Here is a 14382-nt window from a genome sequence, read left to right as displayed (position 1 = left end):
AATTCAACCACGCTAAGTCGGGTACCGGCACGCGTGCCGGGTTTACGTTGGTCAAGATAAATTCAGGCCGCTAATTGACTCAGGAGCAGCAGCGCCAGAGAGACGTTGATGGCTCCGCCAATCCGTGTGGCTATCTGAGCAAACGGCATCAGCATCATACGGTTGCCGGCCGTAAGGATAGCCACATCACCGGTTCCGCCTTGTCCGCTCTGGCAGCAGGATATGATGGCCACATCAATCGGATGCATGCCGATTTTCGTGCCGACCAAATATCCGGTTCCGACCAGGGCACAGAGGGTACTGGCAATCACCAGCAGATTGGGCAGCGTGAAGGCGTCAACCAGCTGTTCCCAAGGAGTGATGGCAACACCCACCGCGAACAGGATCGGATAGGTAACCGAGGCCTGAAAAAAGCAATATACTCTTTTAGATCCTGCTTGTATTTCTGGGGAGACAGCATGGCAAAGTTTCATAATCACTGCCGCAAAAAGCATGCCGACCGGTGCCGGCAAGCCGACCAGTCTATGGATTAGCATGCCCACCATATACAACAGTACCGCCAGTAAGACCCCTGAAGCGATAGCGGAAACAGGAAGATCAGCACCGGACGGCGTGATACCAGGAGCAGCGGTACACGCAGAAAAACCGTTGCCGGCCGGCAACAGTTCACCTTCTCCGGTCAAATGGGGGAAACGCTTGCCCAGTTGATTCAGGCTGCCGGCAATGATGATAGCCGTCAGGCTGCCCAGCATGACAATGGGCAGGATGCGGCCAAACGCCGTACCCTGATCCATGTTCAGCAGCACGGCGTAGCCCATAGACAGTGGAATGGCGCCTTCACCTATTCCACCTGCCATGATGGGCAGTAGCAGGAAGAAGAATAGATGGAAAGGTTCCATACCCAGTGCCATGCCGACGCCCATGCCGACGCTCATGCCGACAACTTCGCCGCACAGCAGCGGGAAAAAAATACGCATCACACCCTGGATAAGCGTTGTCCGGTTCATGCTCATAATGCTGCCGACGATAATGCAGCAGATATACAGGTAGAGAATATGGCTGGATTCAAAGAAGCTCGAAATCGAGCTGCGAAGCAAGTCCGGCAGGAAACCGTAATAAACCAGCGCCGAAGGAATAAAAGCAGCGCAAATCGGCGCCGCCCCCATTTTACCTACTATCGGTAGTCGTTTACCGAACTCGGCGCAGGCAAAACCAAAAAATGCCAAGGTGGCTACCATGACCACGATATCACTGGATAAACTCTCATTAATGCATTCAAAAGTAATCAATCCACCTGCCAATAAAAATAAGGGTAAGGGAAAAATGCCTATTTTCATCTGGACTATAATTTCGCGCCCCCGCTCCATGAATGACTTGCACTTGGATTTTTTCGATAAAAAATAAGCATCATCAGGGATATTCATATTCAAGCCTCTAACGTCATCATGGCGGAAACCTGAAAAATTATAGTCGCATCACTATAAGATGGATGCCTTAAGCGGATTTTCTAAGGAAGTAATGATTGTCGCAATAATTATTACTTTAAATACTTTTTTACTCAGTTATAGCAACAGCCAGTTATATAGCATGCGTATTACCCCGGTTCAGGAGGTATTGCTTTTGACGGCGCGACTGAATTATATCCATGTAGATTAATAGGCCTGATGAACGGCAAGAATTACCTTGCTGGGCCTGCTGAACGTGCTGAACGTGCTGAACGTGCTGAACGTGCTGAACGTGCTGAACCTGCAAAGTTTGCTGAGTTTGCTGAGTTTGCTGAGTCTGATAAGTTTGCTGAGTCTGATAAGTTTGCTGAGTCTGATAAGTCTGCTGGGCCTGATAAGTTTGCTGGGTCTGTTGATTCTGATAAGTCAGATAAGTCTGCTGAACGGGCGGGTCACCCTGCTGAGTGCGACATGGCAGTGGATTGAGCGGTGACTGCCTGAAGAGGAGAACTCATCGATTGCCCCTGTGGCTGGCTTAAAATGTGATTGATAGCACATAATAATGTAACACTTGCAATTTTTCCTTTTGCAGATTGTGATCACTAATGCATTTAAAGGCACATTTCTTTTTCTTCTCTTGTTCTACCCGCTACATGTAAAGAGAATGTAATCGTTACAAGTTACCCGTAACATTTCGCCGGGCTGATCTCAAAGCATACCGATGAGTTAAAGGCGAGGATGTAATGAAAGCGATTACAACCTAATGCCTTCCTGCGCCGGACTCGATGGATAAACATTAAGCAGGAACCTGAGCAATGGCTAAAGATTACGCGCCAATTTCCCGCGCAATTGTTGAAAACCTGGGCGGAATCAGCAATATTGCCGCCGTTACCCACTGCATGACTCGGCTGCGTTTTGTGGTCAAAGATCCGAGCCTCATCAATGTCGCTGCGCTTAAAACCGTCGATGGCGTGATGGGGGTGGTGCACAACGATGACAAATGCCAGGTGATTATCGGTAATAACGTCTCTTATGCCTATAAAGAAGTGCTTAAGCAGGGCGATTTTGGTGACCAAAGCCTGGAAGCGAAGGGTAAGAAAAAGGTCAGGCTGACGTCTCGGGTGATTGGCGCCGGCATTCTTGATGCGTTGATTGGCACGATGTCTCCACTGATACCGGCGATTATCGGTGGGTCAATGGTCAAGTTGCTGGCGATGATGCTCGATATGCTGGGCGTGTTCGAGACCGGCTCTTCATCACTTATCATTCTTAATACCATTGGCGACGGTGCCTTCTTCTTCCTGCCGGTGATGGTGGCGGCCTCGGCATCCATCAAGTTCAAAACCAATATGTCGCTGGCTATCGCCATCGCCGGTGTGCTGATACATCCCAATTTTATCGATCTGATGGCCAAGGCGGCCCAGGGAACCGAGGTCACCTTTTCAATGATTCCGGTGTCACCGGTGAAATATACCTATACGGTTATTCCGGCGCTTTGTATGACCTGGGTGCTGTCATATATTGAACGCGGGGTGGATCGCATCACACCGGCGGTGACCAAAAACTTCCTTAAGCCGATGCTAATCGTGCTTATCGCCGCACCGGTCGCCATCATCATCATTGGCCCGGCGGGTATCTGGATTGGTACCGGCATTTCCAAAGTAGTGTATACCGTCCATAACAGCCTGGGCTGGCTGGCGGTAGCCATTATGGGCGGCCTGTGGCCGTTGCTGGTCATGACCGGTATGCATCGCGTCTTTACCCCGACCATTATCCAGACCATAGCCGAGACCGGCAAAGAGGCGATGGTGATGCCATCGGAAATCGGCGCCAATCTTTCTCTCGGCGGTTCTTCCCTGGCGGTGGCCTTCAAGACCAAAAACAGTGAACTGCGACAGACGGCGCTGGCAGCTGCCGCATCGGCAATTGTGGCCGGTATTTCCGAACCGGCGCTGTATGGCGTGGCAGTGCGTTTAAAGCGCCCACTGATTGCCTGTCTTATCAGTGGTTTTATCTGCGGAGCGGTTGCTGGCATAGGCGGGCTGGCCAGTCATTCGATGGCGTCTCCGGGACTGTTTACCAGTGTGCAGTTTTTTGACGCCCTCAACCCAATGAGTATTGTCTGGGTGGCCGGTGTCATGGTGCTATCGGTGGTGCTGTCGTTTGTCCTGACGCTTATGATTGGCTTTGAGGATATCCCGGAGAAGAAGGTCGATAGCCCGGCCCCGGTTGCGACCGACGGCGAAAGCGTAACTTCGGCGTCGGCGATGGCCGGCGCCACGGCAAAAGGAAATTAGCATGAGTGATATATCATTTCCAGCAGACTTTCTGTGGGGCGGCGCTATCGCCGCCAACCAGGCGGAAGGCGCGTATCTGGAAGGCGGCAAAGGGCTGACCACGGTTGATGTGATCCCGCACGGCAAGCACCGGATGGCGGTCAAGCTGGGCCTGGTCGATAAGGTCGGCATTGCCGAGGATGAATATTATCCCAGCCATCAGGCAATAGATTTTTATCATCGTTATAAAGAAGATATCGCCCTGCTGGCTGAAATGGGATTCAAGGTGTTCAGGACCTCTATTGCCTGGAGTCGTATTTATCCCAATGGCGACGAAACCACGCCCAATCAGGAAGGCATCCGTTTCTATCAGGACCTGTTCAGTGAATGTAAAAAATACGGCATTGAACCGCTGGTCACGCTTTGCCATTTCGATGTGCCGCTTCATCTGGTAAACCAGTACGGATCCTGGCGCAATCGTAAGATGATCGGTTTTTTTGAACGTTATGCCCGCACCTGCTTCACCGAATTCAATGGCCTGGTGAAGTATTGGCTGACATTTAATGAAATCAATATCCTGTTGCACAGCCCGTTCTCCGGTGCCGGCCTGCTATTCAAGGAAGGGGAAAACAAGGAGCAAGTCAAATACCAGGCGGCCCATCATGAACTGGTGGCCAGCGCATCGGTGACGCGCATTGCCCATGAGATAAACCCAGCTAACCAGGTCGGCTGTATGCTGGCCGGCGGTAATTTTTATCCTTACTCATGTAAGCCCGAAGATGTCTGGGCGGCACTTGAGAAAGACCGGGAAAATCTATTCTTTATTGATGTCCAGGCCAGAGGGGCCTATCCGGCCTATGCCGCCAGGATGTTTGCCGATAAGCAGATTGTCGTGCAAATGGAAGCGGGCGACCGTGAAATCCTGACAAACACCGTGGATTTCGTTTCGTTCAGCTACTATGCGTCGCGCTGCGCCTCGGCGGACATGAATGAAGGCAATACCAGTGCCGCCAATGTGGTGAAATCATTGAAAAATCCTTGGATCAACGCCAGTGAGTGGGGCTGGGGCATCGATCCGCTTGGACTGCGCATCGCCATTAATACGCTCTATGACCGCTATCAAAAGCCGCTGTTCCTGGTGGAGAACGGTTTGGGAGCCCGGGATGTGGTCGGCGAGGATGGCGATATCGCCGATGACTATCGCATAGATTACCTGCGTGAGCATATCAAAGCCATGAAGCAGGCGATTGGCGATGGGGCACCGCTGCTGGGCTATACCCCATGGGGGTGTATCGACCTGGTCGCCGCTTCCACCGGTGAGATGGCTAAGCGCTACGGGTTTATCTATGTCGACCGGGACGATGCCGGCGGCGGTACGCTCAACCGGCTGAGGAAAAAATCCTTTTACTGGTATCAAAAGGTCATTGCCTCCAACGGCGAGCAGCTGGACTAGCAGCAAGCGGCCCCTGCCGCCAGTCGGCCAGTAACCAGGCACTGTCGGCTTCCGGGCGGACAGGGTCCCTGACGCCAGTCGGCCAGTAACCAGGCACTGTCGGCTTCCGGGCGGACAGGGTCCCCGGCGTCAGTCGGCCAGTACCCAGACGCTGACGCTGCCGGCCTGACAGCGGAACTGACCGGTGCCGTTTTCATTGCAGGTGACGTTATCCTGGCAGTGGCCCAGCAGATCGCGCCAGCAGGTTCCGGCGAAATGTGCGCCGGCATCGATGGGCTTTTCGGCTTCACCGGCGTTGGACAGCACCACGATACAGCCCGGTTCGCTTTCGGTACCGCTACGGCTAAAGGCAATGCACTGGGGCGAGTCAAAATAGTCGCTTTGGCTGCCGTGGGCATAGTGCTGACGGGCGCGTATCAGCGTTTCAAGCTCAGTGATGGCCGGCATATCGACGGTGCAGGGGTTGCCATCTTGGCCATCGCCCAGATATGACGCGCCAAACAGGTCAGGGTAAAACACCGTGGGCACACCCTGCTCGCGCAGCAGGATAAGGGCATAGGCCAGCGGCTTGAACCAGGGTTCAACCGGTGCTTCAAGGGACTGCAGTGGCTGGGTATCATGGTTTGCCACAAGCGTAACCGCATGGAATGGATCGGCGCCGACCAGCGTATCGTCGAACAGGGTACGCAAATCGTAATCCGCTCCCTGTACTGAGGCATGGTGAAAATGCATTTGCAGCGGCGCATCAAATAGCATGGTCTTGCCATCAACCTTCTCAATATAATGCTGCAGGGCAGCCACTTCGTGGGACCAGTATTCCGCCACAATAAACATCGGTTGGTCGGCGGCGTCCTGTACCTGCTCGATCCAGTCTTTATAAAACCAGGCGGGAATATGTTTGACCGCATCCAGCCGAAAGCCGTCGCAGTGGGTTTCATTCATTAGCCAGCATGCCCAGTGCTCAAGCTCGGCGGCGACTGACGGATTGCGAAACTCCACATTGGCGCCCATCAGGTAATCATAATTCCCTAATTCGTCATCTACCTCCTGGTTCCAGCCTTCGCCGGTATAGTCATTGACGATTTTGAATACGCCTTGCTCATCAGGGTTTTCAATCACATCGATGCCGCTGAAACAGTGCTGGTCCCAGATAAAGCGTGAGTATTTTCCCTCACGGGCCGGAAAGGTGAATTTGGTCCATCCTTCGGCCTGGATTATGCGGTCTTCGATATCCTGCCGATTTTCATGATCAACCCGGTTAACCCGGATGATTTCCTTTTCATCGGCGCCCATCTTATGGTTGAGCACCACATCCATCAGCACGGCTATTCCATTGGCATGCAGCGCATCAATGGCCGTAAGCAGTTGTGCTTTATCACCGTATTTGGTCGCACGGGTCCCTTTTTGGTTGAATTCGCCGAGATCAAACAGATCGTAGGTGTCATAACCGACCGAAAAGCCGCCTGAATCCCCTTTATAAGCGGGCGGCAGCCAGACTGTGCTGATGCCTATTTCTGCCAGCCAGCCGGCACGCTCGGCCACCTCTGGCCACAGTTTGCCGCCATCAGGGTAATACCAGTGGAAATACTGCATCAGCGTGGGGTTGCGCATCAGGTGGTGGCCTTTCTCGACAGAGTGAAAATGAAGTATGGAAGAAAGACACCAAAAAGCACATGGAGGGAAATAATAATGTTCCGCCAGGGGGCGGGTTCGTATCTTAAGCTTGCCATAGCCAACCGTTTAACCCGTCATTTGACCGTTCGTCTCGGTATTTGACCCCTCAGTAAAATAACGCTTTTCCTGGCTTGCCGTGGGCATAAAGTACCCGCAAATGTATAACATTAACGAGTGCATTATATGAAAAATAAACTCCTCAAACATGTACCCTGGCTCATTATCGGCATCATCGGCGCATTCTGCCTGGCGGTGGTTGCGCTGCGTCGCGGCGAGCATGTCAGCGCCCTGTGGATCGTCGTTTCCTCTATTGCCGTCTACCTGGTGGCCTACCGTTATTACAGCCTGTATATCGCCACCAAAGTGATGCGGCTTGATCCTAACCGGGCTACCCCAGCGGTGGTCAATAATGATGGCCTTAACTATGTACCCACCAATCGCAACGTGCTGTTCGGCCACCATTTTGCCGCCATTGCCGGTGCGGGGCCACTGGTCGGGCCGGTATTGGCCGCCCAGGTCGGCTATCTTCCCGGCACCCTCTGGCTGCTGGCGGGGGTAGTACTGGCTGGGGCAGTGCAGGACTTTATGGTGCTGTTCCTGTCGTCCAGGCGCAATGGCGTGTCGCTGGGCGAAATCATCAAGGAAGAAATGGGCGCGGTGCCGGGCACTATTGCGCTGTTCGGCTGCTTTCTTATCATGATCATTATCCTGGCGGTGTTGGCCCTTATCGTGGTCAAAGCGCTGGCGGAGAGCCCCTGGGGCGTGTTCACCGTTTGCTCGACTGTGCCGATTGCGCTGTTCATGGGGATCTATATGCGATTCCTGCGGCCTGGACGGGTCGGAGAGGTGTCGGTATTAGGGGTAGTGTTACTGCTGCTGGCTATCTGGGGGGGTGGGGTGATTGCCGCTGACCCGTATTGGGGGCCGGCGCTGACCTTTAAAGACACCACCATTACCTATACGCTTATCGGTTATGCGTTTGTCTCCGCGCTGCTGCCGGTGTGGCTGATTCTGGCGCCGCGCGACTACCTGGCGACCTTCCTGAAAATCGGCGTTATCGTCGGTCTGGCGGTGGGTATTCTGATTCTGAACCCGAGTCTGAAAATGCCGGCCACCACCCAGTTCATCGACGGGACCGGACCGGTGTGGAAGGGCGCTCTGTTTCCATTCCTGTTTATTACCATCGCCTGTGGCGCGGTATCCGGTTTCCATGCGCTTATTGCCTCAGGCACGACGCCAAAACTGCTGGCCAGCGAAAATGACACCCGCTTCATTGGCTATGGCGCGATGCTTATGGAGTCCTTTGTCGCCATTATGGCGCTGGTTGCGGCATCCATCATTGAACCCGGCCTGTATTTTGCCATGAATACCCCGCCGGCGGCACTGGGCATTACCATGCCCGACCTGCATAACCTCGGCACCGCAGATGCACCGCTTATCATGGCGCAGTTGAAAGATGTAACGACGCAGGCGGCGGTGACCGTCAGTTCCTGGGGCTTTGTGATTACCCCGGAGGAGATCCTGCAGACAGCCCGCGATATCGGCGAACCTTCGGTGCTTAACCGCGCCGGTGGCGCACCGACTCTGGCGGTAGGTATAGCCCACGTATTCCACAAAATCATTCCCGGCGCCGATATGGGCTTCTGGTATCACTTCGGTATCCTGTTCGAAGCGCTGTTCATTCTGACCGCGCTGGATGCAGGTACCCGTTCAGGCCGCTTTATGCTGCAGGATCTGCTGGGTAACTTCGTGCCGTTCCTGAAAAAAACCGATTCGCTGGTGGCCGGGATGATCGGTACTGCAGGCTGTGTCGGGCTGTGGGGCTATCTGCTGTATCAAGGCGTGGTTGATCCGCTGGGCGGCGTCAAGAGTCTGTGGCCGCTGTTCGGCATCTCCAACCAGATGCTGGCCGCCGTGGCGCTGGTGCTGGCGACCGTGGTGCTTATCAAGATGAAACGCGCTCAATATATCTGGGTCACGCTGGTGCCGGCCATTTGGCTGCTGATTTGTACCACCTGGGCGCTGGGCCTGAAACTGTTCAGTCAAGATCCGCAGCTTGAAGGTTTCCTGTATCTGGCCCGTGCTTATAATGCGAAGATCAACGAAGCGGGTGCTGATGTCACTGAACTGCAAATCAGTAATATGCATCACATTGTTATCAACAACTACACCAATGCCGGGCTGAGTATCCTGTTCCTGATTGTTGTCTACAGTATAATCTTCTATGGTATCAAGACCGCGATCAAGGCTCGTAACAAGCCCGAACGTGTGGATAAAGAAACGCCGTTTGTCCCGGTGCCTGAGGGTGGCGTAGAAATCTCTTCCGGCCATTAAGGTCGTCCAGAGAATCAACCGCCGGCGTGTTCGATAACAGGACGCCGGCATGGTGCTTTCAAGAGGTCTTATGTTTGGAAATCTGGGTCAGGCAGGTAAATATCTGGGAGAGGCGGCACGCATGCTGGTCGGCATCCCGGATTACGATAAATACGTGCAGCACATGGCGGTCAACCATCCCGACAAGCCGGTAATGACCTACGAAGCGTTTTTTCGCGATCGTCAGGAAGCGCGCTATGGCGGGAGCGGCAAAGGCGGCTTCCGCTGCTGTTAGCCCAAGAGGACATACCCATGGTCAAGCCACTGCCGGCCACTATTCTGACCGGCTTTCTCGGCGCAGGCAAAACTACGCTGCTGCGCTTTATCCTTAATGCCAGCCACGGCGAAAAAATCGCCGTTATCGAAAACGAATTCGGTCAGGTGCCGATTGACTCCGGCATCCTCGGCGACCGCGCAACCCGGATCACCACCCTCAGCAATGGGTGCATTTGCTGCAGCAGCGCCAATGAGCTGGAGAATGCCCTGCTGGATCTGCTTGACGGTATCGACGGCGGTACGCTGGATTTCTCCCGTCTGGTGATTGAATGCACCGGCATGGCCGATCCGGGGCCGGTTGTCCAGACCTTCTTTTCACATCCCACCATCAGCCAGCGCTTTCTGCTGGATGGCGTTATCGTCCTGGTGGACGCGGTACATGCCGACCAGCAATTGAGTCAGTTCCCGCTGGCCCAGGCCCAGGTGGGCTTTGCCGATCGCATCATCCTCAGCAAAACCGATATCGCCGGCGACAGTGAGCCGCTTATTGAACGGCTGCAGCGGATCAATGCCCGGGCACCGGTCTATAAAGTGGTGCAGGGCGAGGCCTCGCTTGAGACGCTGTTTAACGTTGAGGGATTTATCCTCAATGACCGCCTGGATCTGAAAAAACCACGCTTCAGGCCGCTGGTGCAGCCCGAAAACGCGATTTATTCCATCGTTATCACCTGTAGCCGTCCGCTGGATTTGGCCCAGGTGTCGGCGGTGATGGAACAGCTGCTGCTGGATTATGCCGATAGCCTGCTGCGATACAAAGGGCTGCTGGAGATTGAGAACGACCCCCGCCGCCTGCTGTTTCAAGGGGTGCAGCGTCTCTACAGCGCTGATTGGGACAGGGAGTGGCGGCAGGATGAACGGCGTGAAAGCATCATGGTGTTCATCGGCATTAACTTGCCCGAAGAGCAGATCCGCGCCGCATTTGCAGCGCTGGAATAAGGTCCCGCCCCCGCTGCGGTTAAAAAAAGATTCACGTTAATAATAAATCTGTATAAGCTGGCACTCGTTACCGCCATGTGAGAGATAACGTGAAACATAACATTCTGGTTTTGTTTACCGTGCTGGGTCTGGCGGGCTGCGCTAAACAAGTGGCGCAGCAGCCTCCCAGCCTGGTCAGTGCACCGCAGCAGAAATTGCTGCCGGCCAAGCAGCATCGCGGCATCTATGGTGATTACATCCATAATGCGTCCAGTATCTACGGTGTCGATGAAACGCTGGTCCGGGCCATTATCCAGGTCGAGTCCGGCTACAATCCGACCGTGGTGAGCAAGTCCAATGCGATTGGTCTGATGCAGTTGAAAGCCTCGACCGCCGGCCGCGACGCCTATCGCCTGCAAGGCCGTCAGGGACAGCCCAGCAACCATGAATTAAAGGATGCCGCCACCAATATCGATCTCGGCACCGCTTATCTGGGTATTCTGCAAAAACAGCTGGCAGGTATCACCAACGCCGAAACCCGCCGTTATGCCATGACCGTTTCCTATGTTAACGGCGCTGGCGCATTGCTGCGCACATTTTCATCCGACAGGAATCTGGCGGTGGCGAAAATAAACCGGCTGACGCCGGAGCAGTTCTACCGTCATGTCCAGGAAAAACACCCGGCTCCGCAGGCCCCACGCTATCTATGGAAGGTCAATACCGCCTATCTGGCGATGCGTTGATAACCGGCTTTCCCCGGCTACAGCGGCGCCGGTGCGCAGGATGAATCAAAAAGGGACGGGTAATTATTAGCCAGGCCCTTTTATGATTTTACAGCCAATGAAAAGCAGTCTCTCATTAAGAGCGCATGCTAGCCGCAATGCTATGCAACCCCTCGTCATGTACTCATTTCACCCGCAGTAGTCATTTCACCGGCAATTTGCCCCTGCAGCGTTGGATAAGCTAACATTATCTGTTTAGTTCACCGGCGAGCATACCCACTAATGCATGATCTGTTTTACCTGTCTTTATGCCTGATCCCTTTTGTCACCTGCCTGTGGCTTTATCCGCTGATGAAACGGCAGTTTGCCGCCGAAGTGAATGATAACGGCAAAATCTCCACCATTGATGGCTTGCGTGGCGTAGCCGCCACGGCCGTTATCGTTCACCACGGTATCCTGATGACCAACCTGTTTGTCGATTCTCACTGGGAGATCAACGCCGGTTATGTCGCGGATTTCAGTTCGCTGGTGCATCGGGTGCTGACCCAGTTGGGTTCTTTTGGCGTGACGGTATTTTTCATGATTACCGGCTATCTGTTCTGGACCAAAGCGCTGAAAAACGGCGTCGGCCAAGTCAGCGTGTTCTACCGCCGCCGGCTGTTCAGGCTGGTGCCGATGTATCTGGTTGCGGTTACCGGCGTCTATCTGTTGTCCTCGGTGATTGGCTTTACCGAACGAATGGACGCCCATTACCTGGTGAAATCACTGTCTTCCTGGCTGTCGTTTGGCTTTATCAAGGGGGAAACCCTGACCGACCATAAACCGGGCTGGCTGATTCTGTGCGGTGTATTCTGGACCTTGGCGATTGAAATCAAGTTTTATGTTCTGTTTCCGCTGCTGGCCAGTCGGTTTGCGCAGGGACGACCCAGGCTCGGTGCCCTGGCATGGACGGTGGTTGTCCTGTTGCTGTTGCACTGGTCGGCAGTAATAAGTTCGGTTCAATTCAGTATCTTGTTTGCCTTTATTTGCGGCATGATGACCGCCACGCTGCAGACATTTCCGGGATTTTGCGCTGAAACCGCGGCTATAAACCGGCGGCCATGGCTCAAAACACTGATGGGGATAGTGGCGTTGGCCGCTATCGGCCTGGGTTTCTATCTTTTCGATTTCGCCTATAACGGACTGGCGGTATTGCTTATCGGTCTGTTTTTTATCATTACCGCGACCGGTAATGATCTGTGGGGACTGCTTAACGCCAGGCCACTGCGGTTCAGTGGCCTGATAAGCTACAGCACGTACCTGCTGCACGGCCTGGTGCTGAGTGCGTCTTTTACCTGGGTTTATCCCCGGCTGGGCGCGATGGCGGCACTGGGAATAGCGTTTGTCGGCGTTATTGTGCTTAGCGCCTTGAGTTACCTGAAGATAGAAAAACCCTTTATGGCGCTGGGCCACCGCAAGCCAGAGGCTTGCAGCGGCCAGACTCAGGGGGGACCTTCATACCTTGAACGCTAACGACAGGCATCAATCAGCGGTCTCGGCTTCCTTGGCCTGACATCCGGCTACCACTGCGCAATATTTATCCATCAACATCAGGGTGACGCCATTGGTCCAGCCGAAACCATCCTGCAGCGCATATTCGCCGCCGCCGCCGCCGCCCAGCTGTTCTCCTTCAACCGCATATTTTTCAACCAGCTTGTGTTCAGCCTCATAAAGCGCCTGGACACTGGTCAGAAAGCGACTGCCGATAGCCTGGGCCAGTGCGTCCTGGCCATAATGACCCAGGCCTTCTACCGCCACCCACTGCAGCGGTGCCCAGCCATTGGGCGCATCCCATTGCTGACCATTATGAACGGTCGTGGTGCTCAGTCCGCCCTCTTTAAGCAGCAGCCGGCGCACAGTCTCCCCGGTCCTGACTGCCCGCTCGCGCGGTGCCATCTGTACATATAACGGGAAAAGGGTGGCAGCAGTCACTGGCGCAGTCTGTTTATCCAGTTGCCAATCGAAGTCGGTATAATAGCCTTGCTGGTCATTCCACAGCAGCCGGTTGACGGCTGTCATCCTTCCATCCGCCAGTTGAGAATAACGGCCGGCCTCGGCCGGCTGCCCGGCAACAGTACTGGCCCTGGCAAGAGTGCGTTCCAGGTGGTAAAGCAGGGCATTGAGATCCACTGGAATGATGGCGGTAGTGCGAATGCTTGACAAATCATGAGGGTCTCGCAGCCAGCGGGAGCTGAAATCCCAGCCTGAGGCTGCGCCGGCGCGTAAATCTCGATAAACATCGGCGGCCGCGCGCCCGGCAGCCTGCCTGGCGGTAGTGATATCTTCAAGCCATGATTCGGTGCGCGGTGTGTCGCGCTCATCCCAGTAACGGTTCAGCAGACTGCCGTCCGACAATCTGACCACCCGATGGCGTGCGGTATTCTTCGCCAGGCCATTGCTGCCGGCCATCCAATAGTCATATTCTTTTTTGAGCGGGGCCTGATAACGTTTTAGCGCCTCATCACCCTCATGGGTTGCCAGCAGTGACACCATAAAGGAGAAAAAAGGCGGCTGCGAACGGCTGAGGTAATAGCTGCGGTTGCCGTTGGGGATATGGCCGTACTGGCTAATCTGGTAGGCGAAATTATCGGTCATGTTTCTCACCTGTTGCCAATTGCCGCTTTCGGCCAGGCCAAGCATGGTGAAGTAGCTGTCCCAGTAATAGACTTCTCTGAAACGTCCGCCCGGCACCACGTAGCTGTTGGGCAGCGGTAACAGTGAATCATGCGGCTCGACGCGATCGGTTTTGCGACTCAGCACCTGCCAGAGTCCGTCGATATGTTGACGTAGGGTCTGACCGGCAGGCGGTATATAGGGTTCAGCTTCCTGCGGCAGGATAAACCGGCTTTCAGTGAATTTTTTCAAACTGAAGCCTGGTTGCTGCTTTTGCTGCAGATAATCGGCGAGTATCTGCTCAGGGGCCTGACGGGGAATCGCATCGGCGAAGGTTTTCTGATCAGGAAACAATTTCGCCAGCTGTACGTCATTAAAAAGCGGGCCGAGCGTTTGGTCCGGTGGCAAAGGCGCAGAAGCCTGTAGGTTGACCGTGGCCTGGCTTGCCGTCTGCCCAGCGGCGGATGCCGGCAAAAGCGGGCTGGTGCCCAAGGCCAGGGCGATGGCGAATACGGCAACACGAAGTCCTTTGTAATGTCTTTCCGGCATGGTTTTGTCTCTCCTTTAGTTGACTTTCCTGCATGAACTTAAGTACC

Annotated in this window: 11 protein-coding genes; 8 read left to right on the top strand and 3 right to left on the bottom strand. The window is 54.4% G+C overall.

Annotated features, from left to right (window positions below; all coding sequences use genetic code 11):
* Positions 1-62 precede the first annotated feature (62 nt).
* Positions 63-1424 carry a 2-hydroxycarboxylate transporter family protein gene (locus EDC52_RS13675; RefSeq protein ID WP_131865897.1) on the bottom strand — a complete coding sequence of 454 codons (1362 nt, stop codon included), beginning with the start codon at positions 1422-1424 and terminating at the stop codon, positions 63-65.
* Between the two features lie 259 nt (positions 1425-1683).
* Here EDC52_RS13675 and EDC52_RS13670 point away from each other — a divergent pair, with 259 nt between their 5' ends.
* The 3 genes from EDC52_RS13670 to EDC52_RS13660 all read left to right on the top strand — a co-directional run bounded on the left by EDC52_RS13670 (position 1684) and on the right by EDC52_RS13660 (position 5174).
* Positions 1684-1938: a hypothetical protein gene (locus EDC52_RS13670; protein ID WP_131865896.1), complete on the top strand. Its 255-nt coding sequence runs from the start codon at positions 1684-1686 to the stop codon at positions 1936-1938.
* A 322-nt stretch (positions 1939-2260) separates the two neighbouring features.
* Positions 2261-3742, top strand: a complete 1482-nt coding sequence (ascF, locus tag EDC52_RS13665) for a PTS cellobiose/arbutin/salicin transporter subunit IIBC (protein WP_131865895.1) — start codon at positions 2261-2263, stop codon at positions 3740-3742.
* Position 3743: 1 nt separating this feature from the next.
* Positions 3744-5174, top strand: a complete 1431-nt coding sequence (locus tag EDC52_RS13660) for a 6-phospho-beta-glucosidase (RefSeq protein ID WP_131865894.1) — start codon at positions 3744-3746, stop codon at positions 5172-5174.
* A gap of 129 nt (positions 5175-5303) precedes the next feature.
* Here EDC52_RS13660 and amyA read toward each other — a convergent pair whose 3' ends face one another.
* Positions 5304-6785, bottom strand: a complete 1482-nt coding sequence (gene amyA / locus EDC52_RS13655; RefSeq protein WP_131865893.1) for an alpha-amylase — start codon at positions 6783-6785, stop codon at positions 5304-5306.
* Between the two features lie 246 nt (positions 6786-7031).
* On the opposite strand from amyA, the gene EDC52_RS13645 reads away from it, so the two are divergent.
* From EDC52_RS13645 to EDC52_RS13625, 5 genes are all read left to right on the top strand, one after another.
* Positions 7032-9182: a carbon starvation CstA family protein gene (locus EDC52_RS13645; RefSeq protein WP_131865891.1), complete on the top strand. Its 2151-nt coding sequence runs from the start codon at positions 7032-7034 to the stop codon at positions 9180-9182.
* Between the two features lie 70 nt (positions 9183-9252).
* Positions 9253-9456, top strand: coding sequence for a YbdD/YjiX family protein (locus tag EDC52_RS13640; RefSeq protein ID WP_131865890.1), 204 nt, complete (start codon positions 9253-9255; stop codon positions 9454-9456).
* A 17-nt stretch (positions 9457-9473) separates the two neighbouring features.
* Entirely contained in the window at positions 9474-10433 is a 960-nt protein-coding gene (gene yjiA, locus EDC52_RS13635; protein ID WP_131865889.1) for a GTPase, read from the top strand.
* A gap of 89 nt (positions 10434-10522) precedes the next feature.
* A complete protein-coding gene (locus tag EDC52_RS13630) occupies positions 10523-11155 on the top strand; it encodes a transglycosylase SLT domain-containing protein (protein ID WP_131865888.1) in 633 nt (210 codons plus the stop codon).
* A gap of 261 nt (positions 11156-11416) precedes the next feature.
* On the top strand, positions 11417-12646 hold the full coding sequence (locus EDC52_RS13625; protein WP_131865887.1) for an acyltransferase family protein: 1230 nt from the start codon (positions 11417-11419) through the stop codon (positions 12644-12646).
* Positions 12647-12655: 9 nt separating this feature from the next.
* Here the strand turns inward: EDC52_RS13625 and treA are convergent, their stop codons facing one another.
* Positions 12656-14335: an alpha,alpha-trehalase TreA gene (gene treA, locus EDC52_RS13620; RefSeq protein WP_131865886.1), complete on the bottom strand. Its 1680-nt coding sequence runs from the start codon at positions 14333-14335 to the stop codon at positions 12656-12658.
* Between the last annotated feature and the right edge of the window lie 47 nt (positions 14336-14382).

Source organism: Biostraticola tofi (assembly GCF_004343195.1).
GTDB classification, from domain to species: domain Bacteria; phylum Pseudomonadota; class Gammaproteobacteria; order Enterobacterales; family Enterobacteriaceae; genus Biostraticola; species Biostraticola tofi.
The sequence above is the reverse complement of the archived record's forward strand: the minus strand, read 5'-3'. Positions and strand labels throughout refer to the sequence as shown.